The sequence below is a fragment of the Rhodococcus coprophilus NBRC 100603 genome (assembly GCF_001895045.1).
In the GTDB taxonomy this organism is placed as follows: domain Bacteria; phylum Actinomycetota; class Actinomycetes; order Mycobacteriales; family Mycobacteriaceae; genus Rhodococcus; species Rhodococcus coprophilus.
On record NZ_BDAM01000002.1, the window covers coordinates 110,613 to 136,146 of the forward strand.

26 protein-coding genes are annotated in these 25,534 nt (G+C 66.6%); 11 read left to right on the forward strand and 15 right to left on the reverse strand.

Translation table 11 applies throughout. The annotated features are described in order from the left end of the window. The first annotated feature begins 10 nt into the window (after positions 1-10). Positions 11-496, forward strand: coding sequence for a MarR family winged helix-turn-helix transcriptional regulator (locus RDCOP1_RS04875; protein WP_072699000.1), 486 nt, complete (start codon positions 11-13; stop codon positions 494-496). A 39-nt stretch (positions 497-535) separates the two neighbouring features. Here the strand turns inward: RDCOP1_RS04875 and RDCOP1_RS04880 are convergent, their stop codons facing one another. Both RDCOP1_RS04880 and RDCOP1_RS04885 read right to left on the reverse strand, forming a co-directional pair. After that, positions 536-1,819, reverse strand: coding sequence for an acyl-CoA dehydrogenase family protein (locus RDCOP1_RS04880; protein ID WP_072699001.1), 1,284 nt, complete (start codon positions 1,817-1,819; stop codon positions 536-538). Beyond that, on the reverse strand, positions 1,816-2,952 hold the full coding sequence (locus RDCOP1_RS04885; RefSeq protein ID WP_072699002.1) for an acyl-CoA dehydrogenase family protein: 1,137 nt from the start codon (positions 2,950-2,952) through the stop codon (positions 1,816-1,818). Before RDCOP1_RS04885 ends, RDCOP1_RS04880 begins: the two co-directional genes overlap by 4 nt. A gap of 160 nt (positions 2,953-3,112) precedes the next feature. Here RDCOP1_RS04885 and RDCOP1_RS04890 point away from each other — a divergent pair, with 160 nt between their 5' ends. The 6 genes from RDCOP1_RS04890 (at position 3,113) to RDCOP1_RS04910 (ending at position 7,977) form a co-directional block, all read left to right on the forward strand. After that, positions 3,113-3,292: a tautomerase family protein gene (locus RDCOP1_RS04890; RefSeq protein WP_072699003.1), complete on the forward strand. Its 180-nt coding sequence runs from the start codon at positions 3,113-3,115 to the stop codon at positions 3,290-3,292. Between the two features lie 249 nt (positions 3,293-3,541). Then, positions 3,542-4,072 carry a flavodoxin family protein gene (locus tag RDCOP1_RS04895; protein ID WP_072699004.1) on the forward strand — a complete coding sequence of 177 codons (531 nt, stop codon included), beginning with the start codon at positions 3,542-3,544 and terminating at the stop codon, positions 4,070-4,072. Between the two features lie 302 nt (positions 4,073-4,374). Then, positions 4,375-5,904: a DUF4389 domain-containing protein gene (locus tag RDCOP1_RS04900; RefSeq protein WP_072699005.1), complete on the forward strand. Its 1,530-nt coding sequence runs from the start codon at positions 4,375-4,377 to the stop codon at positions 5,902-5,904. A 183-nt stretch (positions 5,905-6,087) separates the two neighbouring features. Beyond that, positions 6,088-6,525, forward strand: coding sequence for a PaaI family thioesterase (locus RDCOP1_RS04905; protein WP_072699006.1), 438 nt, complete (start codon positions 6,088-6,090; stop codon positions 6,523-6,525). 142 nt (positions 6,526-6,667) lie between these two features. Next, the gene (locus RDCOP1_RS21720; protein ID WP_255311411.1) at positions 6,668-6,802 is read left to right on the forward strand and encodes a hypothetical protein; all 135 of its coding nucleotides are present in this window, start codon (positions 6,668-6,670) and stop codon (positions 6,800-6,802) included. Further along, positions 6,799-7,977: a YeiH family protein gene (locus tag RDCOP1_RS04910; RefSeq protein ID WP_084722415.1), complete on the forward strand. Its 1,179-nt coding sequence runs from the start codon at positions 6,799-6,801 to the stop codon at positions 7,975-7,977. Before RDCOP1_RS21720 ends, RDCOP1_RS04910 begins: the two co-directional genes overlap by 4 nt. Positions 7,978-8,029: 52 nt before the next feature. Here the strand turns inward: RDCOP1_RS04910 and hisI are convergent, their stop codons facing one another. The 5 genes from hisI to RDCOP1_RS04935 form a co-directional block, all read right to left on the reverse strand. Beyond that, positions 8,030-8,389, reverse strand: a complete 360-nt coding sequence (hisI, locus tag RDCOP1_RS04915) for a phosphoribosyl-AMP cyclohydrolase (protein WP_072699007.1) — start codon at positions 8,387-8,389, stop codon at positions 8,030-8,032. Continuing rightward, on the reverse strand, positions 8,386-9,159 hold the full coding sequence (gene hisF / locus RDCOP1_RS04920; protein ID WP_072699008.1) for an imidazole glycerol phosphate synthase subunit HisF: 774 nt from the start codon (positions 9,157-9,159) through the stop codon (positions 8,386-8,388). Before hisF ends, hisI begins: the two co-directional genes overlap by 4 nt. Then, complete coding sequence (locus tag RDCOP1_RS04925; protein ID WP_072699009.1) at positions 9,156-9,980, reverse strand: inositol monophosphatase family protein; 825 nt, start codon at positions 9,978-9,980, stop codon at positions 9,156-9,158. Before RDCOP1_RS04925 ends, hisF begins: the two co-directional genes overlap by 4 nt. A 4-nt stretch (positions 9,981-9,984) precedes the next feature. Then, positions 9,985-10,719 carry a bifunctional 1-(5-phosphoribosyl)-5-((5-phosphoribosylamino)methylideneamino)imidazole-4-carboxamide isomerase/phosphoribosylanthranilate isomerase PriA gene (gene priA, locus RDCOP1_RS04930; RefSeq protein ID WP_072699010.1) on the reverse strand — a complete coding sequence of 245 codons (735 nt, stop codon included), beginning with the start codon at positions 10,717-10,719 and terminating at the stop codon, positions 9,985-9,987. Between the two features lie 68 nt (positions 10,720-10,787). Then, positions 10,788-11,531: an SDR family NAD(P)-dependent oxidoreductase gene (locus RDCOP1_RS04935; RefSeq protein ID WP_072699011.1), complete on the reverse strand. Its 744-nt coding sequence runs from the start codon at positions 11,529-11,531 to the stop codon at positions 10,788-10,790. A gap of 397 nt (positions 11,532-11,928) precedes the next feature. Here RDCOP1_RS04935 and RDCOP1_RS04940 point away from each other — a divergent pair, with 397 nt between their 5' ends. After that, the gene (locus tag RDCOP1_RS04940; protein ID WP_231922931.1) at positions 11,929-12,471 is read left to right on the forward strand and encodes a GNAT family N-acetyltransferase; all 543 of its coding nucleotides are present in this window, start codon (positions 11,929-11,931) and stop codon (positions 12,469-12,471) included. 2,189 nt (positions 12,472-14,660) lie between these two features. Here RDCOP1_RS04940 and RDCOP1_RS04955 read toward each other — a convergent pair. After that, a complete protein-coding gene (locus RDCOP1_RS04955) occupies positions 14,661-15,329 on the reverse strand; it encodes a class I SAM-dependent methyltransferase (protein ID WP_072699015.1) in 669 nt (222 codons plus the stop codon). Positions 15,330-15,936: 607 nt separating this feature from the next. Between RDCOP1_RS04955 and RDCOP1_RS04960 the strand changes: the two genes are divergently transcribed. Continuing rightward, positions 15,937-17,472, forward strand: a complete 1,536-nt coding sequence (locus RDCOP1_RS04960; RefSeq protein WP_231922930.1) for an ABC transporter substrate-binding protein — start codon at positions 15,937-15,939, stop codon at positions 17,470-17,472. A 62-nt stretch (positions 17,473-17,534) separates the two neighbouring features. On the opposite strand, the gene RDCOP1_RS04965 is transcribed toward RDCOP1_RS04960, so the two are convergent. Genes RDCOP1_RS04965 through RDCOP1_RS04975 form a run of 3 tightly spaced genes read right to left on the reverse strand, consistent with a single transcriptional unit; the run spans position 17,535 to position 21,057 of the window. Then, complete coding sequence (locus tag RDCOP1_RS04965; protein ID WP_072699017.1) at positions 17,535-20,024, reverse strand: FtsX-like permease family protein; 2,490 nt, start codon at positions 20,022-20,024, stop codon at positions 17,535-17,537. Further along, entirely contained in the window at positions 20,021-20,794 is a 774-nt protein-coding gene (locus RDCOP1_RS04970; protein WP_072699018.1) for an ABC transporter ATP-binding protein, read from the reverse strand. Before RDCOP1_RS04970 ends, RDCOP1_RS04965 begins: the two co-directional genes overlap by 4 nt. Further along, positions 20,791-21,057 (reverse strand): hypothetical protein, encoded by a 267-nt coding sequence (locus RDCOP1_RS04975; RefSeq protein ID WP_072699019.1) that lies wholly within the window; start codon positions 21,055-21,057, stop codon positions 20,791-20,793. The genes RDCOP1_RS04970 and RDCOP1_RS04975 overlap by 4 nt, the downstream gene beginning before the upstream one ends. A gap of 194 nt (positions 21,058-21,251) precedes the next feature. Here RDCOP1_RS04975 and RDCOP1_RS04980 point away from each other — a divergent pair, with 194 nt between their 5' ends. Together RDCOP1_RS04980 and RDCOP1_RS04985 are read left to right on the forward strand one after the other, a co-directional pair. Continuing rightward, complete coding sequence (locus tag RDCOP1_RS04980; RefSeq protein WP_197713472.1) at positions 21,252-22,526, forward strand: sensor histidine kinase; 1,275 nt, start codon at positions 21,252-21,254, stop codon at positions 22,524-22,526. Further along, entirely contained in the window at positions 22,517-23,176 is a 660-nt protein-coding gene (locus RDCOP1_RS04985) for a response regulator (protein ID WP_072699020.1), read from the forward strand. Before RDCOP1_RS04980 ends, RDCOP1_RS04985 begins: the two co-directional genes overlap by 10 nt. Positions 23,177-23,246: 70 nt before the next feature. Here RDCOP1_RS04985 and RDCOP1_RS04990 read toward each other — a convergent pair whose 3' ends face one another. From RDCOP1_RS04990 to RDCOP1_RS21445, 4 genes are read right to left on the reverse strand one after another with little or no spacing between them, the layout of a single operon-like run. Continuing rightward, positions 23,247-23,492 carry a hypothetical protein gene (locus tag RDCOP1_RS04990; RefSeq protein WP_072699021.1) on the reverse strand — a complete coding sequence of 82 codons (246 nt, stop codon included), beginning with the start codon at positions 23,490-23,492 and terminating at the stop codon, positions 23,247-23,249. Continuing rightward, entirely contained in the window at positions 23,489-24,124 is a 636-nt protein-coding gene (hisH, locus tag RDCOP1_RS04995; RefSeq protein WP_072699022.1) for an imidazole glycerol phosphate synthase subunit HisH, read from the reverse strand. The genes RDCOP1_RS04990 and hisH overlap by 4 nt, the downstream gene beginning before the upstream one ends. Before the next feature lie 54 nt (positions 24,125-24,178). After that, positions 24,179-25,375 carry an MFS transporter gene (locus tag RDCOP1_RS05000; RefSeq protein ID WP_231922929.1) on the reverse strand — a complete coding sequence of 399 codons (1,197 nt, stop codon included), beginning with the start codon at positions 25,373-25,375 and terminating at the stop codon, positions 24,179-24,181. Between the two features lies 1 nt (position 25,376). Beyond that, positions 25,377-25,532: a CG2302 family histidine operon protein gene (locus tag RDCOP1_RS21445; protein WP_169848823.1), complete on the reverse strand. Its 156-nt coding sequence runs from the start codon at positions 25,530-25,532 to the stop codon at positions 25,377-25,379. Positions 25,533-25,534 lie beyond the last annotated feature (2 nt).

The following is a 25,534-nucleotide window of genomic DNA, read 5'->3' on the forward strand; positions in this document are numbered from 1 at the left end:
GACTCCCCCGATGAACAGCGAGAACCCGCGGTGGCTCGATGCCGACCAGCAGGAGGCGTGGCGCGTCCTGGTCGCGGTGATCACCCGGTTGCCCGCCGCGCTCGACACACAGATGCAGCGCGACGCGGACATGACGCATTTCGAATACTTCGTGCTCGCCGTGCTCTCGGAAGCACCCGAGCGCCGCCTCGGGTTGAGCACCCTCGCCACCGAAGCCAACGCGTCGCTCTCGCGCCTGTCCCACGTCGTCACCCGGCTCGGAAAACGAGGATGGGTGCGCCGCGAGCCGATCCCCGGAAGCCGCGGGTCCTACGCCGTGCTCACCGACGCCGGGTACGCGAAGGTCGTCGAGGCCGCGCCCGCACACGTGGAGACGGTGCAGCGTCTCGTGTTCGACGGGCTCGACGAGCACCGGGTGCGCGATCTCGCACGCATCGGGTCGGTGCTCGTCGAGCAGATCGACAAGGGGATCGCCTCCGGAACCGGCAAAGCCTGACCCCGGAAGGCCTGATCATGAAAGGTCTGACCCCGGCGGCTATCCCGCGGAGCGGCCCTTCGGCACGTCGCGGAACGCAAGGTTGGGATCGTGACTGCGCTCCCGGGGCATGCCGAGCACCCGCTCGCTGATCGCGTTGCGGGCCATCTCCGTGGTGCCACCGGCGATGCACCAGACCTGGCGCATCAGATAGTCGACCCCACGTTCGGCGACCGCTCCGTCGTCCGAGCCCCATGCAGCGCCGTCCGCGCCGGTGAACTCGTATCCGATGGTGACCAGACGGCTTTCGACCACGCCGGACATCAACCGGGCGATACTCGCGGATTGATCGGAGATCGTCCGGTTCGCCATTCCCTGACCGACGCGCCGGCTCAGTGCCTGCTTGGCCAGTTCGAGCGCCCGGGCCTCACCGAGCAGGTCCCGGGCGACGGGATCGCCGAGCCTTCCGGCGTCGCGAGCGACGTCGAACAGTTCGGAGATGCGTGATCCGCCGCGGACCGAGCCCGCCGGGATGGTCGTGTAGGGCGAGTTCAGGTACATCCGCTCGTGGAACATCCACCGCGTCCCCACCGTCCAGCCGTCGTCGACCTCACCGACGCGATCGCTGTCGGGCACGCGCACATCGGTCAGGTACTCCTGGCAGAATTCGCTGGAGCCGCTGAGCATTTCGATCCGGTGTACCTCGATGGCCGGCTGTTTCAGCGGCACCATGAAGACGGTCAGCCCGCGGTTCTTCGGCACGTCCCAGTTGGTACGGACCAGGCACAGAGCCCAGTCCGACCACCATGCACCGGTCGTCCAGATCTTCGACCCGTTGAGGATCCAGTCGTCGCCGTCGCGGACCGCGGTGGTCACCGCCCCCGCGACATCCGATCCGCCGCTCGGCTCGGACAGCATCTGCATCCACAGTTCCTCGCCCTTGAGGATCGCGGGAATGTGCCGTTGTTTCTGCTCTTCGGTGCCGAATTCGAGGAGGACCGCGGCGCACGGCACGAAGGTGGGCACCTGAAGCCGCGACGGGTACTCGTACCCGCTCAGTTCTTCGTTGAGCACCTGCTGATACGGGCGCGTGAGCCCCTGTCCGCCGTACTCACGCGGAATGCAGATTCCCGCGAGTCCGGCGTCGAAGAGCGCGCGCTGGAGGTCTCGTTCGTGCTGGACCGCGGCAAGTTCCTCCTCGTCGGTGTTCTCGTTGCGGATCACTCCGACCAGGGAGGACGGGCCGGAGCGTTCGAGGTTGTCGCGGATCCACGACCGGGCACGTGCCCGGAACTCGTCCAGCGATTCCGTGTCCCGGCTGGTCGGCGAGCTCTCGACGGTCATCGGTTGGCCTCCTGGTATTCGACGATGTCGGCGATGCGGGCGCGGTGCTCGGCCGGCGTGCCGTAGTTGGATCGATTCGCGGCGCCGCGCCGTGCGAACAGATGCAGGTCGTGTTCGAAGGTGATGCCGATCCCGCCGTGGATCTGCACGCAGTCCTGGAACAGTTCGCCGCCGTAGTGCCCGATGTACGCCTTCGCCGCGGAAACCAGTTCGGGGGCGTCGTCCGCTTGTGTGGCAACGGCTTCCGCCGCGCTGTCGCTGATGGCGTGACTTGCCTCGAGCCACATCTTCATGTCCGCGAAGCGGTGTTTGAGTTCCTGGTAGGACGCGAGCGGACGCCCGAACGAGTATCTGTCGAACGCCCACGCCACGGTGAGGTCGAACGCCGCCTGCAGCGCACCGACCGACTCTGCGCAGGCCAGGACGGCCCCCACCTGCAATGCGCGCTCCACATCGGCGGCGGCGCCACCGGCCGCACCGACGAGCGCGGTGACGGGCAGCCGTACGTCGTCGAATTCGACAGCGGCGTAGCGACGGGTGATGTCGATGGACTTCAGCGGCACGATCCGTACGCCCGGGGTCCCGCTCGGTACGAGGACCTGCGAGAGGCCGTCACCGGTGCGCCCGGCGACGAGCAGGAAGTCGGCCGACACGGCCGCTTCGACGGGACGCTTGGTTCCGCGCAGGACGACGTGCTCTCCCTCCACGCGAATCTCGACCGCGTCGGAGGCTGTCCGGCTGCCCGGACGCGCTTCCTCGGAACACCATGCAGCGGTGGCACTTCCTTCGACAAGAGCACCGAGGGTGTCCCCGTGCGCGTCGGCGTACCTGCCCAGTACGTCGGCAACGATGTTGGTCGGCACCAGCGGACCCGGCGCCGCGTGGGTGCCGAATTCGTAGGCGACCAAGGTCAGATCGACCAGGCCGTGCTCACCGATCGAGCCGCCACCGGCTTCTTCCCCGGCGAGCAGGCTGGTCCAGCCCAGTTCGGCCCCGCTGCGCCAATACTCCGCGCCGAAGCCCGCCGGATCGTGACGGAGGCGGCGGATCTCGGCTACGGGCACCCGGTCGGTGAGGAACCGGGATGTGGTGTCCCGGAAGAACTCTTGATCCGGACTCGGATCCAGCAACATGCGCTCCCCTATCCACTTTCAGTTTACGTATATATAACTCTCAATACAGAGAACACTATTCTCCACCAATGCGAAAGGTCCGGCGCGACATTCCCGCGTCCGGCAGGCGGCCAGACAGCCGGGCCGCTCCGGCCACACCCGGATATGGCACAGTTCTCCTGTGCCATTGATTCAGATCAGCCAGACCCCGGGCCTGACCGCCGAGCAGAAGAGCGCGGTGATCGCCGCGGTGACCGAGGCCTACGCCGAAGCAGCCGGAAAGAACCCCGACAAGGTGTGGGTGACCATCACCGAGGTCCCGGGGGAGAACTGGGGCGTCGGCGGCGTACCGCTGAGCTGAGGCCGCTCACGGTCGGCGCCGCTGCGCCTTCCAGCCACGACGAGGTGTTCGAGCTGCTCGGACGCATCGGCGTCCCGGGCCCCATGCGAAGCCGGACCGAGAACGATGCTCACCCGCGAGCCCGCGTCCGACGTCGAGTCGAGGAAACATCCGCGCCCGAGGTGAAAGACTGAGCGAGAACCGGGGGTGACGGATCGAACCCCACTCTTACGGTTCGGTGTCCGACAACTCGAGCCAGGAGGAAGCGGGATGCGCGCACTGATCGTCTACGAGTCGATGTACGGCAATACCCACACCGTGGCAGAAGCGATTGCACGCGGAATAGCACCCTCAGGCGCTGTCACCACGATTCCCGTGTCCGAAGTGTCCCAGGAAGACATATCGGCATACGACCTCCTGATCGTCGGGGGCCCTACGCATGTGCACGGGATGAGCCGTGAATCGACCCGGCGCGGCGCCGTCGAGGCTGCCGAGAAACCGGAGAGCAACCTGACGCTGGAACCCGATGCCGCCAGTGCAGGAATTCGTGAATGGCTCGATGCGCTCGACCGGAGCGAAGGAACCGCCGCCGCTTTCGATACCCGAGTCGACAAGCCCGCAATTCTCACCGGACGCGCCTCGAAAGGAATCTCCAAGAGACTACGGCACCTGGGCTTCACGCTCGCTGCCGATCCGGAGAGCTTTCTCGTCGATACGCAGACCCAACTCCTCGAGGGCGAGGAAGCACGCGCGGAACAGTGGGGGGAGATGCTGGCGCAGAAGAATTCAGCGCGGACCTGACGATCCGATCGGTTCGCGAGGTGCGCGCATGATGTGGCCGACGACCGAATGATCCACCGAGTGCGCATCATGTCGTCCGTGTCGCCGGATCGGTGGTGACGGTGCGACATTCGTAACCGATCGCACTCCGGCGGGTGCCTGGGGCGGCCCCCCGGCGAATGCGGCCCCTCGTACCGCACGGTAATCCGAATTCGTGCAGTGCAGTCATGATCCGATATCTGCTGGGTCCGAGTCGGTTATCGTGAAAATGTCCGCGCGCCTGAAGACCCCGAAACGCCCATGGTCGTCTGGAGGTCCGATCCGTGAAAATCGCCAACGTCGTCATGCTGGTCATCGGCACGATCCTGGCGCTGATCGGCATGGTCTTGGGAGTCGCGGCAGTGTCCCTGGGCGTGCTCTATCTCGTTCAGCGCGACAACGGGTATTTCACCACCCCCACCGAGACGTTCCGCACGGAGTCCTCCGCCCTGGTCTCCGAACAAATGGAACTGTTCGTCGACGAGCCGGCGCCCCCCGGATTCCGCAGTGAAGACATCGGCCGGTTGCTCCTGCGCGCCACCGCTACCGCACCGGAAACCGAGACCTTCATCGGGATCGGCCCGACTCGAGACCTCGACGCCTATCTGTCGAACGTCGCACACACAGTCGTCGCCGATGTTCAATACGATCCCTTCGAGGTCGGCTACCGGAACGTGACCGGCGACGAGACCGCCGCAGCGCCGGAAGAACAACCCTTCTGGGCGGTCTCCGCCGTCGGAGCGGGGACACAGCAGGTGGAATGGGACCTGCGGGAGGGGAACTGGACCGTCGTGGTCATGAACGCCGACGCCTCGCCGGGAATCGAGGTCGACCTGCAGGCCGGGGCGCACATCGATGTGCTCGGTCCGATCGCGCTCGCGACGGCGGGCGGTGCCGCGATACTGCTCATCATCGGGTTACCGCTGCTGCTCGCCGGAGCGATCGGACTCGGACGACACGGTCCGCCGCCCCCGTACGCGGCGCCGCACGCGATGTCGCACGGTGCGACCGCACCTCCCGGCGGACCGAGGTCGCATGAGGTACGTGCCTATCCCGTACATCTGCGGGGCGATCTGGACGAGCCGCTGTCCCGCGGGTTGTGGCTGATCAAGTGGGCCGCTGCGATACCGCACTTCATCGTGCTGCTCTTCCTGCACATAGCGTTCCTGTTCGCCACGCTGCTCGCCGGATTCGCAATCCTGTTCACCAGCCGCTATCCCCGCGCTCTGTTCGACTTCAACGTCGGTGTGCTTCGCTGGACGTGGCGGGTCGCCTTCTACACCTACTCGGCACTGGGCACCGACCGCTACCCACCGTTCACTCTGCACCGCACCGACTATCCGGCCGACTTCGACGTCGAATACCCCGAACGGTTGTCCCGTGGACTGGTGCTGATCAAGTGGTGGCTCCTGGCGATCCCCCACTATCTCGTGCTCGCGGTACTGGCCGGCGGGTGGTTGGGCGGATGGAGCACCGGGATCGCCACCGGCAGCGGTGCCGGTGGCGATGACGCGACCGACAACGGCACTTGGGCTTTCGGCTCGCTGCTGGGCATTCTGGTGCTCTTCGCGGCACTGGCGCTGCTGTTCACCGGTGCCTATCCCCGAGGTCTGTTCGACTTCGTGATGGGCATCAATCGCTGGCTCTACCGCGTGTGGGCATATGCGGCACTCATGCGCGACGAATATCCCCCGTTCCGTTTCGACCAGGGCGCGCGTGACCCGGACGGACGAGGTCCGACCGGGCCGCAAAAGCTACCGACCTCGCCCCCGACGCAGGACGGCCCATCGACGAGTGGGCTACCCCGCATGTGACAGCGCCGCCGCCCTCCCCTTCCTCCTCATCGGAAACCCTCGACTCCATCGCTGAAGGGGCTGCTTCCCTTACCCCGAAGCGAACACTCAGAAGAAACCTCCACCGAAGGCGCAGCGGGTTGCTTCGACCTGCTCACGCCGAGGCACCACGCGGGAGGCGCCGTCGCGTGTATGTTCCGGACTATGCCCGACGAGGTCACCGCAGCCGGCACTCTCACCGAAGCTCGAGAGACCCTCGTCTCTCAGCCGTTCAGTGTTCTCCTCGGCGCTCGGTTGACCGTCTACACCCGTGGCCGGGCCGAACTGGAGATACCGCTGCGCCCCGATCTGCTTCAGCAGTTCGGTTTCGCGCACGGCGGCGTTCTCGCCTATGCGGCCGACAACTCGCTCACCTTTGCCGCAGGCACGGTCCTCGGCCCGTCCATCGTCACGACCGGCATGACGCTCGACTACGTACGTCCGGCGCACGGCACGCTGTTGCGGGCGGTGGCGACCGTCGTCAACGGCGGGCGGACGCAGGCGCTGTGCCGATGCGAGATCTACAGCGTCGACGACGACGCCGAACCGAAGCTGTGTGCGGCCGCCCAAGGTGGTGCCCGCGTGATCGACCTGAACCGCTGAGACGCCTCGGGGTACCGGTACGGGCGCGGTCCTCGAGACTCATCGAGTCGCCGCAAAGCACGTTTCGGCCGGATAGTCACTGGTTCTGTTCGCACCGAACGTAATTCGTGACCTTTCGCGGTCGCGTTGGTTGGCTGCGTTCATGACAGACGAACCTCAGCAAGTGGATGCCGCGCGCACCACGCTGCTCACCGAGGACTGGGCCGCGGTTGCCGCGGGTCTGCTTCTCGTCGCCGCCGTTCTGCTCGGCGCGATTCCCGCGGGGCTGGTCCCGTGACGACACGAGATACCGACGGGCGGAACGCCGCCGTCGAGACGGAGAGCGCACCCCGGGTCGACGGTGCAACGCAGGCCGAGACGGAACCCCCACGGCGTCCCTCCGCACCTGCATGGGCCGCAGCGGGAGTCGCTGTCGTCCTCGTGCTGGGTGCCCTCACCAGGTTCCTCGAACAGAACGTCCCGGACTGGGCGGAGGGCGGACCGCTCGAACGCGTTGGTGGAGCAATCGAGTTCCCCGTCTACGCGATCGCACTCGGTCTCCTCGGCAATTTCGTCCTCACTCGTACCGGCCTGCGTGACAAGCTCTCGGGTGGCTTCCGCACCGAGTTCTTCATCAAAACCGGTCTGGTTCTGCTGGGCGCATCCATCAACCTGACGGTGCTCGCGACGGCTGCCGGTCCGGCGATCCTGCAGGGTCTGCTGCTCATCACCGCGGTCTTCTCGTTCAGCTGGTGGTTCGGCGGCAAGCTCGGGCTGGACGAGAAGCTACGGGCGCTGTTGTCGGCAGCGGTGTCGATCTGTGGCGTCAGCGCTGCGATCGCGGCGGCCGGAGCCGTGCAGGCCAAGCGGGAACAGCTCGCGTACGCCGCGTCGCTGGTGGTGGTCTTCGCGCTGCCGTCGATCTTCCTGCTGCCCTGGCTCGCCGGAGTCTTCGGCCTTTCCGACGTCGTCGCCGGCGCCTGGATCGGCGGCAACATCGACACGACCGCTGCGGTCGCGGCGTCGGGCGCGATCCTCGGCGACGACGCCCTGCAGATCGCCACCATCGTGAAGACCACGCAGAACGCCCTCATCGGTTTCGTCGCGGTGGGCTTGACGGCCTACTTCGCGCTGAAGGTGGAGCGCCGGCCAGGCTCGGCACGGCCGAGTGTCGGCGAATTCTGGGAACGCTTCCCGAAGTTCGTGCTCGGTTTCGTCGCTGCGTCGGTGATCGGCACCCTGTGGGTGAAGTTCGTCGACGACGGCAAGGCCGACATCGCCGTCATCAACGATCTGCGGACGTGGTTCCTCATCTTCGCGTTCGTCTCGATCGGCCTGGAGTTCTCCGCGAAGGGACTGCGCGACGCGGGATGGCGCCCGGTAGTGGTGTTCGGATCGGCGACAGTGGTCAACATCGTCGTGGCACTCGGTCTCGCAACAGTGCTGTTCGGCAACTTCGAACTACCGCAGTGAGTAATCGCCCCGCACCTCGGTGCGGGGCGATCTCGTGTTCACCGTGCCGAGATCAGCCGGGCTGTTCCGCCTCGAGCAGTACGTCGGTGTCGAAACAGGTGTGGGTGCCGGTGTGGCACGCCGCACCGACCTGATCCACCACGAGCAATACGGTGTCGCCGTCGCAGTCCAACCGCACCTCGTGTACGTACTGCGTGTGCCCGGAGGTCTCACCCTTGACCCAGTACTGCTGCCGTGACCGCGAGTAGTACGTGGCCTTGCGGGTCGCGAGGGTGCGGGCCAGCGCCTCGTCGTCCATCCACGCCATCATGAGCACGTCGCCGGTGGACTTCTCCTGCACGACCGCGGCGAAGAGTCCGTCGTCGTTGCGCTTGAGCCGCGCGGCGATGTCCGGGTTGAGGATTTCGCTCATCGGACGACGATCCCCTCTGCGCGCATCGCGTCCTTGACCTGGCCGATCGTCAACTCACGGAAGTGGAAGACGCTGGCGGCGAGCACCGCGTCGGCACCGGTGTGGACCGCAGGAGCGAAGTGCTCGACGGCTCCGGCACCACCGGAGGCGATAACCGGAACATCCACCTCTTCGCGGACCGACGCGATCATCTTCAGATCGAATCCCGCCTTCGTGCCGTCCGCATCCATCGAGTTGAGGAGGATCTCCCCGACACCCAGTTCAGCGCCGCGGCGAGCCCACTCCACCGCGTCGATTCCGGTGCCCCGGCGGCCACCGTGCGTGGTGACTTCCCAGCCCGACGGGGTGGGGTGCTGGTCGGCGGGCACGGTGCGGGCGTCGACCGACAACACGATGCACTGCGACCCGAAGCGCTCGGACATCTCGCGCAGCACTTCGGGACGCGCGATCGCCGCGGTGTTGACCGATACCTTGTCGGCGCCGGCGCGCAGCAGGCGGTCGACGTCCTCGACGGTGCGCACGCCGCCACCCACTGTGAGGGGGATGAACACCTGCTCGGCGGTGCGTGTGACCACGTCGAGCATCGTTCCGCGGTCCCCGCTCGACGCGGTGACGTCGAGGAACGTCAACTCGTCGGCGCCCTGAGCGTCGTAGAGCGCGGCGAGTTCGACGGGGTCACCGGCGTCGCGCAGGTTCTCGAAATTGACACCCTTGACGACGCGTCCCGCGTCGACGTCGAGGCACGGGATTACCCGTACGGCCAGTGTCATGATCGATCTCCTTCGAAACGCGGATCCGTCGCGGATTGCACTATGTCCAGTATTTCACCGTGGATTCCGGGTGCGGCGGCGAGCACCGAACCGGAGCCGATTCGCCACGGCTGCCCGTAGAAATCTGTGGCGATGCCACCTGCCGCGCGCACGAGCGCGACACCGGCGGCGTTGTCCCAGGGATGATGGCCGAAGACCACGGCACCGCCCAGCGAACCCGCTGCGGTGTACGCGAGGTCGACGCCGGTCGAACCGTGCATCCGCAGGCGCGAGACACGCCGGCTCAACTCGGTGATCACCGCGAGACGCTGCGTACCCGGGACACGGCCACGACTGTCGACGTCGAAACTGCCGACCCCGACCATTACGTCCTCGAGACGTCGCGGCCTCAGCTTCTCTGCGACCTTCCCGTTGAACCACAGCGAACCCTCGGCGACGGCAGAGAACCGCTGATCGGTCAGGGGCAGCCAGGTCAGGCCGATGACGGGAATGCCGTCCTGGACCAGAGCGAGCAGGATGCCCGCCATCGGCAGGCCCGCCGAATAGTTGACGGTGCCGTCGATCGGGTCGAGCAACCAGACGGTGCCCTCGCCGGCCGCCGGACCGCCGAATTCCTCGCCGTGCACCGGGATCCCGGTTCGGTCGACGAGCTCGGCCGAAATCCGCCGTTCGAGTTCGAGATCGAGGTCGGTCGCGAAGTCGTTGGGTCCTTTGTCCACCGAACGCGGCGCGCCGTGCCCGGCGACGAAACGGTCCGCCACCTCGTCGAGCACGTCACTCGCTACCGAGCGCAGTCGGTCGAGATCGACGGATGAAGTCATCGGATCAGCGGGACACGGCGTCGAGCGCCTCGGTCAGCGTGAACCGGCCCGCGTAGAGCGCCTTACCGATGATCGCGCCTTCGACACCCTCGTCGACGAGCGTGGCGATGGCACGCAGGTCGTCGACCGTCGAGACACCGCCCGACGCGACGACCGGCGCATCGGTCGCGGCGCACACCTCACGCAGCAGGTCGAGGTTCGGTCCGGTGAGGGTGCCGTCCTTCGTCACGTCGGTGACGACGTAACGGGAGCAGCCGTCGCGGTTGAGGCGCTCGAGCACCTCCCACATGTCTCCGCCGTCGGACACCCAGCCGCGTCCGCGCAGCCGCCACTCGCCGTCGATCAGCTTGACGTCGAGGCCGACAGCGATGCGGTCGCCGTACTCACCGATGGCGCGGGCGCACCACTCGGGGTTCTCGATGGCGGCGGTGCCGAGATTGACGCGGGCGCAGCCCGTGGCAAGCGCTGCGGCCAGGGTGGCGTCGTCGCGGATACCGCCGGACAGTTCGACCTTGACGTCGAGTTCGCCGACGACGCGGGAAAGAAGCTCACGGTTGTCTCCGCGACCGAACGCCGCGTCGAGGTCGACGAGGTGCACCCATTCGGCACCGGCGTTCTGCCACTCGAGGGCGGCGTCACGCGGCGATCCGTAACCGGTTTCGCTGCCTGCCTCTCCCTGGACGAGGCGAACTGCTTCACCGTTGGCAACATCGACTGCAGGCAAAAGGACCAGGCTCACTGCCCCTACATTAGTGCGTGCGGGAACGACGGCACCACGCGCCTTCGGCGGAAGCGCTCCAGGCGCTCTCAACGCAGTTTGATCGTGCCGCCGTCGACCATGAGGGTCTGCCCGGTCACGTAGGCGGCGTCCTCGCTCGCGAGGAAGACCGCGACCCGGCCGATGTCCTGCTCCGGATCCCCGAAGCGGCCCAGCGGTGTCCTGGCCAGCAGCGTCTTCTCCATACCGGGATTCGCCTTCATGTACGCCTCGACACCCTCTGTCAGCGCGAGGGGCGAAATGATGTTGACGTTGATGCCGTCACCGCCCCATTCGTTGGCGGCCACACGGCTGATCGCGCGGATCGCTTCTTTCGCCGCAGCGTAGGACCCCTGCGTCACCTGCCCGTCGATTCCCGCACCGGAAGCGAAGTTGATCACCGAACCACGCTGCGCCGCGAGATGCGGGTGCGCCGCCTTCATCAACCAGAACGTGGGGTAGAAACCCGTTCCGAACGACAGGTCGAGCATCGCTTGGGTGGTCTCGAGCAGAGGCGCCTGCCGGGAGGCGTGTGCGTTGTTGACGAGAATGTCGAGTTGGCCGAACGCGTCCACCGCGGCCGCCACTATCGCAGCGGCATTCTCCTCGACGGAGATGTCCGCCTTCATGAACTTTCCCGCTCCGCCGAGTTCCTCCTCGAGCGCCTTGCCCGCGTTGTCGTCGATGTCGACGAACAACACGCGGGCACCTTCCTTGGTGAACGCCCGGACGATCCCCCGCCCGATTCCGCCTGCACCACCGGTCACCACGGCGACCTTGTCCGTCAGCCTCATGAGGTACTCCTCTGCGTCGAGTCGATCACGGGCCCGTCGTCGGTCGCGTGCTGCCGCGGCAGGCTCCAACCCTTCTGACCCTACGCATCGGCGCGCATCGGCGACCGCAGTCTTCTGCTCTCCGAGACTTCTGTCCCTTTCGCCCGTGGATCCCGCGGGGCAGGGATCAGAGAGCAGCGCGACAGGACCACGTTGTTGCGGTTCTTGTCGAACCCGATAACAGTGGTGAACTCGGTTGTGTGGCGGCGACTCGAACCGGAACGGTAGCTTCGCCTCGGTACGAGGCTTGTCGCATCAGGTCGGGAACAAGCGGTCCCCGGCGCCCCCGCCTGGGACTGTCGTCATTCCTGCTGATGACTGCACGCGCAGCGGACAACACAGTGGCTACTCTCGGCGCATGGACGAGGGGACACGAGCTATCGGGGATGCCGCCAATGCGATTCTCACTGTGATGGACGTACGCCCAGCGCGTGACGATGACGCCGCCGTGATTCTCCAAATGCGTCATGCTGCCGAAGATTGGTTGGCGGAGAAGGGAATCGACCAGTGGCGTCCGCGGGAGGTTCCGCTCGCGACCGTCAGGGAACAGATCGATCGAGGTGAGTTCGTCGTCGCACGCTTCCCGTCGAGCGGCGTTGTGGCAGCGGCGATGAGGTTGATGTGGTCAGATCCAGAGATCTGGAGACACGACGATGCTTTCGCCGGCTATGTCCACGGGTTGGTGATCGATCGCGCCCATGCCGGGCAAAACCTTGGACGTCACCTCCTCGACTGGGCGGCGCAGGAGACGAGAATGGCCGGTGCGAGCAAGTTGCGTCTCGACTGCGCCGAAACGAATCTCGCGCTGCGCGACTACTACAGGCGGTGCGGCTTCCGTGAGTTCGGTCGCCGAGATTTGGACGGGTTCAGCGTCACGCTGTTCGAACGAACACTGACATGACGGACGCAGGCCGCTTGGCCACTCGGCGTGCGGATCTGCCCGACGAGTGAGTTCGCCATCGATTTGTGAAGGGCACACATCGTGCGGGACCCGAACTGGTCGGTGATGTCGAGTTCCGCGGGTTTGTCGGCGGGAGTCTGCGCGGAAAGGGCTGCGGGCAGGCAAGTCCCCAGCCGAAGTCGCTCTCCCTGGCCGGTCCTAGAAAACTACCCATGCGTCACCGATCCGTCCCCCGGAACGGCCGAAGGATACAAGCTGAAGCAGAAATTCTCATCTGATGCTTGTATCAGCAGGAAAAGGGGGTGAACCAGCATAAAAGAGACGGCACAAGTCCTCACCGACGCGGTGGAGCTGCTGCGCCGAGCCGGCATCCGCATCGCGTCGGGCTCACTGCACGAGCTGAGTGGAAACGGTGCCGGATTCGGTGGGGGCTGCCGAATCGCAGGTGACGATCCAGGTGTGCGTGAAGACTCCCCGCTCGTGGCCGGGGGTGCCGGTCGGTTGAGTGCCAGTGTGACCGTTGCGATCTCCCTGTGCCGGGGAGCGGATACGGCGGTAGGCCCGGTCCTGTGAAGAACCGGGCCTACTTTCGACAACTCCCTACCTGGCCTTCGAGCGGGCGCGCCGGTGTTGTGCGCCGGTAGGTTGACTTTCCGCCTCCTTCGAGTTCGGAGGAAGGGTCGTTGGCAGTCGGTAGGCCTCGAAACCGAGCCAGTCGTAGATGCCGGTTTGGCGATTTCGGCCTTCTGGGCGGGCAGACACTCGCCGGCGCCGCCTGGGTGATGTCGTTATCCAGGGTGCGGCCTCGTCTTTTGTCCTCGCAAGGCTGAGCCCCGGGTTTACATCGGTTATGGCGCCGGAGTTATCACGAGGGCGTCTTCTCGACCGACACCCCATTTTGCCCATCCGTCGTCATTGTAGAGCTGCTGGACAGGTTGAGACGCCAGCGAGACGGTGCCGTCTGAATTGAAAAGAAGCGGCTGAGAATATTTTCCCACGCCAGGCGCCTGACCTAGACCCCAATCAGCATAGTCTTGCTCTGCCCATCCCATGTATCGGTATACCGTGAGCGATGCAGACAGCCAGAGTTCGCCCCGAGCGTCTCGCATCCACATGCATTTTGTGCCATCACCAGCGTTTGCGACAAGTGGGATGTAGTTGGCCGCAGACGCCCCCAGATACAAAGGATCCCCACCATTCTTCGGAACACACTTGATGGGCCCGTAGCTCGCAGCGAATCGATCGAATGGATGTTCCAGCTGTTCCATCTCGGATCTCCTTTGAAAAGAAGGTGTATTTGATGCGATATCGACTTTCTGTCACCCACCGAGCAGGTTCACTCGCTACCTACCGGACCGGCCCGTGTTTCGGCGCGGGGGCGACAGACAGTTAAGCCCGGTCGGTGTGCTGACCGGTACGCCCCAGGAGGGGATCGACCCCTCATGAGGAGTCGTTACGACGGCTGCGGTGCTTGCCGTGACCGCCGGATGATATCCGCGCGGAGCCGCCGCGGATCCGACTCCGGACGAACACCTTCCATGGTAAGTATCACCCAAACCGCCCGGCCGCGTACGGAAATCGATATGTCGACACCTGCCTGTCATGTCGGCGGAACCGCCCACTACGGTGAACCTTTGAGCAGGCAACAGGTGCTAGCGATCTCGGTCGCAACTAGGTGGTCGGTGTCGTATCCCCGCCGGTCCCAACCGTTCTCAAGTCTCTTGAGTCTTGGCGGCAGCCTCCTCTGCCTTCGCTGCTACCCGGTTCGGTCGGAGACAGACCGATGAGCGATTGCGGGTGACGGACCACGCCTACCGAAACGGATCAGTTTGTCGATCTTGTTTGGAATGTCGAAGTCTGTCTTGCCGCAGGAAGGACGAGAATGCGGTCGAAAAGGTTCGTGGGAATTTTTCGTGGTGATGGCAGCGGGGTGTCTGCTTGCTAGTTGTTCGACGCGAAGTACCTGCGAATCGAGCACCGCAGCCACTGCAGCGTCGCGCGGGACGAGGACCGAGCGCACGCGCGGACGGAACCGGGCGCCGTGGGCGGTCAACGCGATGCTGCCGGTCCGTCGCTCAAACGGTCGGGTGACAAGTGGAACACCCGGCTTCCGAGGTCGGGCGATCCGTCCGAGCGTGGGACTCATCCACGACATCTCGAGCTTCACCACCAGATCGGTGGATCGAGGCTTAGTCGAGGCGTTTGGCCATGACGACCATCCCAGGCCCGCTGTGCTCGTCTGCGGGGAGCCGAAGTTCGGCGACCGGGCGCAGTCCGGCCTGCTCGATCAGGTCCACGAGTTGTTCCGGCCGCCATTGGTGGGTCGTCCAACGGACGGACACCCCGCCGTAAGCCTCGGTACGCACCGCGTCTTCGTCGCCGACGTGTGTGGCCGTGATGAAGTGCCCACCCGGTTTCAGGGCACGTGCGAACGAGGCGAGAACCTGAGGAAGGACATCGCGCGGAAGGTTGAACAGTGACCACCACCCGAGTACACCGCCGAGGGACGCTTCACCGAGGTGAAGGTCGGTGGCGGACGCGACGCTGAAGCGGCATTGCGGATGAAGACGGCGCGCGTTCTCGATCATGCGGGGTGAGAGATCGACTCCGGACGCGTCGAGTCCGCGTTCGGCGAGGTAGGCGGTCACCGTGCCCGGCCCGCAACCGACATCGAGGACGGGTCCGAGGTCGCTCACCGTGTCTGCGAACGCGTCGATGGATGCCTTCAGCCATGGATGGCTTCGAATGTCGCCGATTCCCGTCGTAGCTACCATGTGGGCGTAGTTGTCCGCCACTCGGTCATAGGACTCGCGGACCACGTCGAGATCGGCCGGACGGTCGATACGGTGTGCGCGCATCAACCAACCATAGGGGCCACGCAAGGCGTGGTAGCACCGATAGACACGCGTCCTGCTCGAGGATTATCAAACAGGACCCTGTCAGATGAGCGCCAGCGTCATGAATGTTCGGTTCGGATGTCGATCTGCAGCGAAGATCAGCCAAAACGCGACGCCTGTTCGACCTGCCGATCTCCGACCCACTCCTAAGGGTCAGCGGCTTCGCGGATAGCGAGATGCGGTTCGGCAACGGATCAGGTGAATGCTGTTCGCGCTCGTCGATGTAAGGGGCTCGCTGGAAGTCGATGTGCGAGACACCCGTTCCTGCCGGTGCTTACGCAACGATGCAACGGGTTGCGTTCGGCGCCTGCCTCCTCCGATTCCGAGGAGGCAGGCGCTCGATGAAGCCTGCTCTCTCAAGCTGGGCTCCGCTTACCTCTTCCCACCGACCCCCGAGTGAGGTAGACAGAACTACGTTCCGCTCTTATAAGAATGCTGTTTTGCTCTGCCGGTAGGTTGATTCTTATCGACGCGAGCCTCGAGCGGACGCGGCAACTTTCGGCCCACCATCCGATACGAGGCAACGATGCTCCGACGACGACGCTCCCTCACTTCGACACTCGCGGCAATGTGTGTCGCGGTTCTCGCGCTGACCGCGTGCGGCGGTGGCACCACCACGACTGCGGCCGCCCCCGGGACGCCCGTCGGCGACCCGGTCTCGGGCGGCACACTCCAAGCCATCCAGATCCGCGAGCCGATCAGCCTCGACCCCGTCGCGCTCCCGAATGTATGGACCAATTCCGGACTGCTCGGCAACGCCCTGTACGGCACGTTGATGACCAACGACGTCGACACCCTGGAGATCGAGTACTCGATGGCCACGGACTTCTCGACCGACGACGGAGGCCGGACGTTCGTTCTGAAACTTCGACCGGGACTGACGTTCACGGACGGCACTCCCCTGGACGCCGCCGCCGTCGCATACAACTGGGATCGCCTGCGCGACCCGGCCAACGGATCGGAGTCGATTCGGCAGGCCGCGCAGATCGCCGGCACCGAGGTCGTCGACGCCGAAACACTGAAGGTCACGATGGTCGCACCCAGTCCGGTCTTCGCCTCGTCGCTGGTGCTGTCCGGACTCAACTGGATCGCCTCCCCCACCGCGCTGGCGAAGGGCAGGCAGGCGTTCGACGAGAATCCCGTCGGCGCCGGGCCGTTCACCCTCACCAAGTGGGCTCGACAGGACGTACTCGAACTGACCCGCAACCCGGACTACTGGGATGCGCCGCGGCCGTACCTGGACGGCATCACCCTGCGCCCGGTGCCCGACGCGAACCAACGCCTCAACGCCCTTACCTCCGGCAGTGCCGATCTGGCGTCCGAAAGCAGCTGGTCCAACCTGAGCAAAGCGGAAAGTGCAGAGTTGTCCACGTCCGTCGTTCCGCTCGGCGGAGGTCAGTACCTCGCGATGAACACGCGCCGAAGCCCGTTCGACGACGCCCGTGCCCGCCGCGCGGTCTCCCTCGCGCTCGACCTGGACGCGATCAACACCGCGGTGTTCGAGGGCACCGGCACCGTCCCTCGGACCCTTTTCCCGGAGACCTCGCCGTTCTTCGAGGACATCGCACTGTCGAATTCCGATGACGCCGAGGCACAACGACTGTTCGACGAACTGGCAGCCGACGGCACTCCGGTGAAGTTCACGTTCCTGGCGTACTCCCTCGTCGAGATCAAATCGGTGGCGGAAGTCGTCCAGGCACAGCTCGCGGCGTTCGACAACGTCGAGATCGCCGTCGAGATCATGGATTTCACCGCGGCGCAGGCCAGGGTCGCCGCCCGCGACTTCGACATGACGATCGCTGCCGCCGTCGTCCAGGACCCTGACTCCTCACTGTGGACGTCCTTCCACGCCCGGTCCCAGGGCAACCCCACCGGCATCGACGACCCCGAACTCAACGACGCGCTGGACGCCGGCCGCGTCGGCACGACAGTCGAGGAGCGCAAGGCGGCATACGACGTCGCGCAGCAACGTCTCGTCGATCTGGCTCCGGGCGTCTTCTACATCCAGTCGGCGCCGTCGGTCGTCTCGGGTCCGGACGTGCACGGGGTGCGGATGTACGGGATGGGGTCCGCGATGCTCGACGGAGTGTGGATGAGCGAGTAGACGCTCCTGCAGTCGGCCGTCTCGGCCGCTCGGATGACCTGGCGGACCGACACCCCGGCAGATCATCCTGGCGGCTGAGGGATACTCGCGCCGTGCAGCAAGCGGCGAACCGGCAGCATCGTCGCCGCATACGCGACCACACAGACGACGAAGACTGTCGCTGCCACCGGCCACCACGGACCCTGCGGCCAAGGCTTACCGACGAACCCGAAGGCCAGCACCGACATCGGACCGAGTGAGATCACCAGTCCGACCGCGATGGCACCGACACACACCAGCACGGTTTCCGTCCGCGCCATCGATCGGAGCTGGCGCGGGGTGGCTCCGACAGCTCGCAGTAGCTGCCATTCCCGTCGACGCCGAAGAGTGGTCGCGACGAGGCGATTGGCGACCGCAAGCAGGATGTAGCCCATCAGTACCACGGAGATCCCGAGGTTGAGCAGGCGACTGGGATCCTGCGAGACCGGACCGACGAGCGCAGCGGTCGCGTCGTCGACCTGCAAGCCGGGAGTCACCGAGATCAGATCGTCGAGATCTGCTGCAACTGCGGGGGTCCGACCAGCGATCAGCACCGAATCGTACGGGCCGCTTGCCTCCTGGGAGAGCAGGTCGAACGAGACCACGATCTTGCCGAACCCGAAGCCCCGGGCGTAGGTGGCGACCACCGTCGGCTCCACCGCCGTGCCGTCCGGCAGGATCAGCGACACTGTGTCCCCGACGTCGATCGCTGACGACCGAGCTGTCGCGGAATCCAGTGCCACAGAGTTTTTGTCGAGTTTCGACAGGTCTCCGTCCACCACTCCGAGGTCGAGAACCCAGTCGATTCCGGAGCCGACAACGGACATCGGGTAGCTCTCGACGAGTGCCACACCGTACTCGTCGACGGGTCTCATCACCGTCGACCTGACCATCGGAACCGCCGCAACAACGGACGGGTCATCCGCAATCGCCGCGACCGTCGCCGCCGACACACCGCCGGCCGCGGGCGCGGACACGAGCACATCCGCCACCGTGCCCTCCCTCACCTCATGGTCGACAGCCGCGCTCACCGTCGACCCCACATACACCTGGGTCGTCAGCAACCCGACCGCGAGCGCGAGGACACTGATGGTCCCACCGGTGCGTACGGCATAGCTTGCCGAGTTGCGCACGGCCAGCCAGCGGCTCGCCGGCCCGGAAAGGGCGGCGAGCCATCCACCGATGCGGCCGACCACCGCCGGGGCGATCAGTGCAACACCGATTACCGCCAGCAGGGTCCCCGACGCGGCACCCATCACGGCTGTCTCACTGCGCGTCACAAGCGGGACGATGGCAGACCCGGCCGCCAACGCCAGAACGATGGACCCCACGGGAGTGCGCACGGAATTCGCACTGCGCGGTTCGGCTTCGGTCTCCACCATCGCGTCGGCCGGGGTCATCCGGGAGAGCCGGAAGGACCCCGCCCGCGCCGCCACCTGAACCACACCCAGCATCAACAGCCCGGTTGCCAACGCCGGCAAGGGACTCCAACTCAGCGACAGCCCGCGCGCGAGCAGTCCCAGATCCACCAGCGATCCGGTGGCGGCTGCGGCCCCCAGCATGCCCGCGACGATCCCCACAATCGTCGAGCCGAGCGCCACTCCGGTGATCTGCCGCGCCGTCATCGATCGGATCTGCGCCGGTGTCGCGCCCACCGCACGCAACAAAGCCAGTTCGCGGGCCCGGCCCGCCACCCCGACGGACACCGCTCCCGCAGTGATGAATCCGACGAGGGTCACCACCACCCCTCCGGCGGACAACGCGAACGTCAGCAGCATTCCGGGGCCGGCCGCCGCAGCGGGTCGTTCGACTCGGCCGATGTCGTCACCCGCCGCAACCACCAGGCCCCGACTGTCCACGAGCGCCTCGACGCAGTCGGTGACCGCGCCGATATCGGCGTCGTCGTCGAGGACGACCGAGAGCAGGTCCACGATGCCCTCCGGCCTTTCGCCAAGTTCTCGCGCCAGGACATCGCTCACGAACACACCCCCACCCCGCAGATCCGCGACACCGCTGACCCGCATGTCCCGCACCTCGCCACGGAGCAGCACCTGCACCGGGTCGCCGGGCGAGACGCCCGCCGCGTCGGCCGCATCCACAGCCAGCACCACGTCGTCAGGGCCGATCGGGGGTGTGCCGGTCAGTCCGACGGTGCCGAGGAACGCATCCCACCCGTGCCCGTTGCGCCGGACGGACTCCACCGGCACCACCCCACCGCGTCCGTCTGCGACCGCCGCCGGGAAACCGACATCGATCGCCACCGCCCGCACACCCGGGATCTCCGCTACGGCGGGGGCCAGGTCGGCAGGCACTCCGACGGGGTCGGGCAGGACAAGGTCGAAGTCCTCGTCCTGCCGCACCGTCTGGTCACCACCGATGAGCATGTCGACACCGGCGAAGCGCTCGGCCGGCACAGCGGAGCGCAGACCCGACTCGGCCATCACGAGGCAGAACGTGACCAGCGCGGCGCCCACCGCCACCGCGCACGCCACGGCCAGCATCTCGCTCCCTCGGCTGGGCAATCGCACCGTCATCGGGTTCTCCCGCCCAGGGCGGCGGTCAGCCCGACGGTGTCGGGATTGTGCACGATCTGTTGGATGCGGCCCTCCGCCATAACCACGACGTTGTCGGCCCGGGCCGCCGCTGCCGGGTCGTGGGTGACCATCACGACGGTCTGCCCGAGATCACGCACGAGATCACCCAGCAGGGAAAGGATCCGGTCGCCGGTCTCAGGATCGAGTGCTCCGGTCGGTTCGTCGGCGAAGATGACGTCCGGGCGGGTTGCCACAGCGCGCGCCACCGCGACCCGCTGCTGTTGACCACCTGACAGGTCACCGGGCATGCGGGACAGGAACTCACCCAGTCCGACCCGGTCGACGACCGTGGTCAGCCACGCCGGGTCGCCGGGCGTCTGCGCCAGCCGCAGCGGCAGCGTGATGTTCTCCTCGACGGTCAGGGACGGGATCAGGTTGTAGGCCTGGAAGACGAACCCGACCCGCTCCCGCCGCACCCGTGTGCGGGCACTTTCCCGCAGCCTTCCGACCTCCGTGTCCCCGATCCACACGGCGCCGCGCGTCGGTGCGTCGAGTCCGGCTGCGCAGTGCAGCAGTGTGCTCTTCCCGGAACCCGAGCGACCCATGATCGCGAGGAACACCCCGCGTGGCACGGTCAGGCTCACGCCGTCGAGGGCAGGTGCGCCCCGACCGCGCCGGTACACCTTGGTCACGGATTCCATTCGGACAGCGGGTATCCCACCGGACTCGTCGGCCACGGTGAGGGTCGTGCGCGGAGCGGCAGTGGTCACGCGTGCCGCCGGCTCAGGTAGCGCATCACCAGTACGGCAAGGCAGACAACGCCGGGGATACCGAACAACAGCGAGAACACGATGTCGTCGGGCCGGATGATCGAGAACGCGGCGTTCAGTGCCACGAACACGGCGAGCGCGGCCCACAGTGCGCCCGCCACCCCGTCGCGTGACGTCGCATTCGAGGACGCATCCGTCGTCGTCGTCGATGGATCGAAGACCCCGGCTTCCTCGTTCGGTCGGATGCGATAGGTGTCGTCCACGATGTCTCCTTCACGTCGTTTGTGGTTCGACTCGACGCTATGAGCGGACGCGGCGTTCCGACATCCCGTCCTCTACCCCGGTCCGGTACAGCAGGCTGTACCTTTGCCCGCCCACGTGGACGGCACCGTCGACCACCGCATAACGTCGTCACGCACCCACAGCCTTCACCCGAAGGAGGATCCGAGGAGGACACGTGACAGCGGTTCGCGACGCATGGCCCACTACGCTGCGCGAAAAGGCAACGGCAACAGCCACACAGGCGGTCCTCGCGACGAAATGGCTCGTACTCGGGGCAGGCACCGCGATACTTGCACTGGTGCTTGCGATTGCGTTGATCACGGTCGCGCTGCTCAGCCTGGTGGGTATCGGATTGCTTCTACTGGGACCGATATTGTCCGCCGTCCGGTGGATCGCACAGCTGGAACGACGCCGCCTGGCCGCGATGGGACGGTCTGTTCGCTCGCCCTACGGACCCGTTCCCACCGACTGGCACGCCGCCTGGCAATTCCTGCGCGCAGATCCCGGCCCCCGACGAGACGTCGCCTGGATAGGCATTCACGCGACGTTCGGTCTCGTCGTGGGTCTGCTCCCGTTGCAGTTCCTGTCGAATGCGATACAGGAACTCACGACGCCGCTGTGGTGGCACGTCGTCTCGCCCGGTGCCGCGACCTTCGTCGGCGGCCTGGTTTCTGTCACGACGTGGACCGACGCGTGGTGGGCCCTCGTCGCCGGTCTCGTCTGGGCGACCCTCTGGTTGGCGCTGTCGCCGTCGTTGCTTAATGCCCAGGTCGCGCCGGGTGTCCGACTCCTCGCTCCGCACCCGGACTTCGACCTCTCCGAACGCGTCGCAGTACTGACCGCCACCCGAGCTGCGGCCCTGGACGCACACGCCGTGGAGCTGCGCCGGATCGAACGGGCACTGCACGACGGCACGCAGAATCGGCTCGTGACCGTCGCGGTCCTCACCGGCGCGGCCCGACAAGCACTGGCACGGGATCCCGCTACCGCCGACCCGTTGCTCGAACGTGCCCAGCAGAGCGCCGAACTGGCGCTGGCAGAGTTGCGATCGGTGGTGCGGAGCATCCTGCCGCCGGTCCTCGAATCCGAAGGGTTACCGGGGGCATTGTCGGCGCTCGCCGCACAATGCGCGGTCGAGACCCGCGTGGACACCCACGTATCCCCGCGCTGCCCGGTGGCCCTCGAAGCCGTTGCGTACTTCACCGTCGCCGAAGCGCTCACCAATGTCACCCGACACAGCGGGGCTCAGCGGGCCGACGTGCGGGTGCACCGGCAGGGCGACACACTCGTCGTCGAGGTGGAGGACGACGGTATCGGCGGCGCGGTCGTCCGGCCAGGATCCGGCCTCGCCGGAATCCAGGGACGCGTCGAAGCCCACGACGGAACGCTCGAGGTGCACAGCCCTGCCGGTGGACCGACGCTCGTGACGGCGGTGATCCCGTGCGGATAGTGGTCGCCGAGGACGATGCATTGCTGCGGGAAGGGCTCGTACTGTTGCTGCGCGGCGAAGGACTCGACGTCGTCGGCGCCGTGGGTGATCCCGACGCCCTGCTCGAGGCGGTCGAGCGTCATCGCCCCGACGTCGCGATCGTCGACGTCCGCATGCCCCCGACCCACACCGACGAGGGCATCCGCGCAGCCGTCGCGGCGCGAGCGGCCCACCCCGGACTCGCGGTTCTCGTGCTCTCGGCCTACGTGGAGCAGAGCTTCGCGACCGAACTGCTCGCGGGCGGCGCACACCGCACGGGGTACCTGCTCAAGGAACGTGTCGGGCGGGTCGGGGACTTTCTGGAGGCACTCCGCCGTGTCGCCGGTGGCGGCACCGCGATCGATCCCGAAGTGGTGGCTCAACTCTTCGCGCGACAGCGCGCCGCCGACCGGCTCTCCGACCTCACCGCGCGAGAACGGGAGGTGCTCGCGGTGATGGCCGAAGGAATGGGCAACGGCGCAATCGCAAGTCGACTGTTCATCACGGAAAATGCTGTGCACAAACATATCCGGAACATATTCTCGAAACTCGGCCTGCAGGCAGGCGACGACTCCGATCGACGGGTCGTGGCGGTGCTCCGCCATCTCGAAGCAACGGGAGAACGGAGCTGAGCGGCGGAACCTGCGGTCCGATTCCGTGAAGCACTGCCGGTGGCAGGGAGGTCCAGCGCGGACTCGGCCGTCAGGATCGACGCTCGTGGCGCCCGAAGGCGCGGCGGGTGATGCGAACCGACACGAATCCCATCGCTGCGATAGCGCCCGCGACACCGAGCAGTGCGATCGTGAGGCCCAGTCCCGGACTCGGCTTCAGGACCACGATGACCACGGCGACGAGCGCGAGTACCGCAGCTGCCGACCCGAGCGAGGACAGAGCGAGCCGGGCCAGCGAAAAATTCGCACCCGGCTCGTCGTCCCCGCCACGTGTCACAACGAGTTCACCCAGTTCCTCAGCAACTGCGCCCCGGCATCCCCGGACTTCTCGGGGTGGAATTGCGTTGCCGACAACGGACCGTTCTCGACGGCCGCAAGGAACCGGCTTCCGTGCTCGGCCCAGGTCAGCTTCGGCGGAGCGAGCCGCTCCGGGTCGGGCAGTTCCCATTTCTGCGCCGCGTACGAGTGCACGAAGTAGAAGCGGGTGTCGGCATCCATGCCGGCGAACAGCACCGAATCTGCCGGGGCCTCGACGGTGTTCCACCCCATGTGCGGCAGCACCGGTGCGTCGAGGCGCTCCACGGTCCCCGGCCACTCACCGCACCCCTCGGTCTCGATGCCGTGCTCGATCCCGTCTTCGAACAGGATCTGCATGCCGACGCAGATACCGAGCACCGGACGGCCACCCGCGAGCCGGGTGCCGATCATCTTCTCGCCGCCGACGCTGCGCAGCCCGCGCATGCACGCATCGAATGCTCCGACGCCGGGCACGACCAGTCCGTCGGCGGCAAGCGCAACCTTGGGGTCGGAGGTGACCTCCACATCCACGCCGATGCGGGCGATCGCCCGCATCGCGGAGTGCAGATTGCCGGAGCCGTAGTCGAGGACGGCGACCTTGGTTGTGCTCATGGAGTCGATTCTATGCGCCGCCGGGAACGGCCCTGTGGGGCGGCAGGGTCGCGCCTAGTCCGCGCCTGGGCGCTCCGCACTCTGTGCCACGCCTGGGCGCTCCGACGGGCCGGCAAGTCGAGCCAGCAGAGGCAGAACCGGGACGAGCACCGCAGCGACGGTGAACGCCGTCGGATACCCGGCGGACGCGGCGATCGCACCGAGTGCGAACGAGCCCGCCCCGGTGCCGGCGTCGAAGCCGATGTTCCAGGCGGCACTGGCCGACCCTATGTGTTCCGATCCTGCCCGGCGGAACGCGATGAGCAGCGCCTCGTTCTGCACGACACCGAACCCGAGTCCGAAGCACACCGCCGCCCCGATGAGAACGACGGCGCCGGCCCGGCCGTCGGCGACGAGCGCGAACGGCACCATGGCGAGCGCGGCGAGTCCGAGCCCCACCGGGAGCATCCGCCCCGCGCCGAGCCTGTCGGCGATCGCTCCGGCGCCGAACCGGCCGATCAGCGTGGATCCGCTGAGCACAGCCAGTGCTGCGGCCACGGGAAGGTCGGCCACGGCGATGGCGAGCAGCGACGTCAGACCGCCGTACGCGATCGCGCCGGCACCCACCGACACGGTGGGGAGGAGCAGCAGCACGAACGGCATCCGCGCCGGAGGTGGACCCGTGCGGGTTTCGAGACGGGGCAGCCGGGCCGCGGCGATCAATCCCGCCGACGACAGGATCGCTCCCAGCACGAACACCGGCGTGGTGGAGAACCGTTCGGCGATCGCGAGCCCGGTGGGCAGTCCGATCATCTGGGAGGAGGCGATCGCGATGCCGAGCATCCCGGTGGCCCGCCCGAGCAGCCGGGCGGGCGCGAGTTCACCCACCAGCGCCGCGGAGGCCACCGTGATCATCCCGAACCCGATTCCCCGGATCGCAGAGATCCCCAGCGCAGCAGCGGGTTCCATGGACACGAGGAACAGCAGGGAGGGTGGGCCGAGGAACAGGCAGCCGGCGACGAGGGTCGCGCGATGGCCGAACCTGCGGAGCAACCTGGGCATCGCGATCTGTGTGAGCACCGTGGTGAACATGAACACCGCGGTGACCGAGCCCGCGACGGTGTCGCTTCCGCCTTCTTCCGCGATCGCCCACGGCACCACCGGGAGCAACAGCGAGAACCCGGCGAAGGCTGCCGCCGACGTCGACCATGCCGCGACGAGCCCGCGGACGCCGAACAGTCTGGGATCGTCCGTCACTTCGGGATCGGCCACGTCACAGCAGCCGGAGGACACCGGCGATGGCCGCCAGCAGTCCGAGCGCGAGGAGGATGCCCGCGAACAGCGTGTTGCGGGCTTTCCACATCGACCACGTGCCGCCGGCCAGGATTCCCGCAGCGATGAAACACAGGTAGGTCAGTACGACATCCATAC

Bases quoted from the DNA above. Each gene is read 5' to 3' on its own strand.
- RDCOP1_RS04875 (WP_072699000.1), top strand. From the start codon at position 11: ATGAACAGCGAGAACCCGCGGTGGCTCGATGCCGACCAGCAGGAGGCG.
- RDCOP1_RS04880 (WP_072699001.1), bottom strand. From the start codon at position 1,819: ATGACCGTCGAGAGCTCGCCGACCAGCCGGGACACGGAATCGCTGGAC.
- RDCOP1_RS04885 (WP_072699002.1), bottom strand. From the start codon at position 2,952: ATGTTGCTGGATCCGAGTCCGGATCAAGAGTTCTTCCGGGACACCACA.
- RDCOP1_RS04895 (WP_072699004.1), top strand. From the start codon at position 3,542: ATGCGCGCACTGATCGTCTACGAGTCGATGTACGGCAATACCCACACC.
- RDCOP1_RS04905 (WP_072699006.1), top strand. From the start codon at position 6,088: ATGCCCGACGAGGTCACCGCAGCCGGCACTCTCACCGAAGCTCGAGAG.
- RDCOP1_RS21720 (WP_255311411.1), top strand. From the start codon at position 6,668: ATGACAGACGAACCTCAGCAAGTGGATGCCGCGCGCACCACGCTGCTC.
- hisI (WP_072699007.1), bottom strand. From the start codon at position 8,389: ATGAGCGAAATCCTCAACCCGGACATCGCCGCGCGGCTCAAGCGCAAC.
- hisF (WP_072699008.1), bottom strand. From the start codon at position 9,159: ATGACACTGGCCGTACGGGTAATCCCGTGCCTCGACGTCGACGCGGGA.
- RDCOP1_RS04925 (WP_072699009.1), bottom strand. From the start codon at position 9,980: ATGACTTCATCCGTCGATCTCGACCGACTGCGCTCGGTAGCGAGTGAC.
- RDCOP1_RS04935 (WP_072699011.1), bottom strand. From the start codon at position 11,531: ATGAGGCTGACGGACAAGGTCGCCGTGGTGACCGGTGGTGCAGGCGGA.
- RDCOP1_RS04940 (WP_231922931.1), top strand. From the start codon at position 11,929: ATGGACGAGGGGACACGAGCTATCGGGGATGCCGCCAATGCGATTCTC.
- RDCOP1_RS04955 (WP_072699015.1), bottom strand. From the start codon at position 15,329: ATGCGCGCACACCGTATCGACCGTCCGGCCGATCTCGACGTGGTCCGC.
- RDCOP1_RS04960 (WP_231922930.1), top strand. From the start codon at position 15,937: ATGTGTGTCGCGGTTCTCGCGCTGACCGCGTGCGGCGGTGGCACCACC.
- RDCOP1_RS04965 (WP_072699017.1), bottom strand. From the start codon at position 20,024: ATGACGGTGCGATTGCCCAGCCGAGGGAGCGAGATGCTGGCCGTGGCG.
- hisH (WP_072699022.1), bottom strand. From the start codon at position 24,124: ATGAGCACAACCAAGGTCGCCGTCCTCGACTACGGCTCCGGCAATCTG.
- RDCOP1_RS21445 (WP_169848823.1), bottom strand. From the start codon at position 25,532: ATGGATGTCGTACTGACCTACCTGTGTTTCATCGCTGCGGGAATCCTG.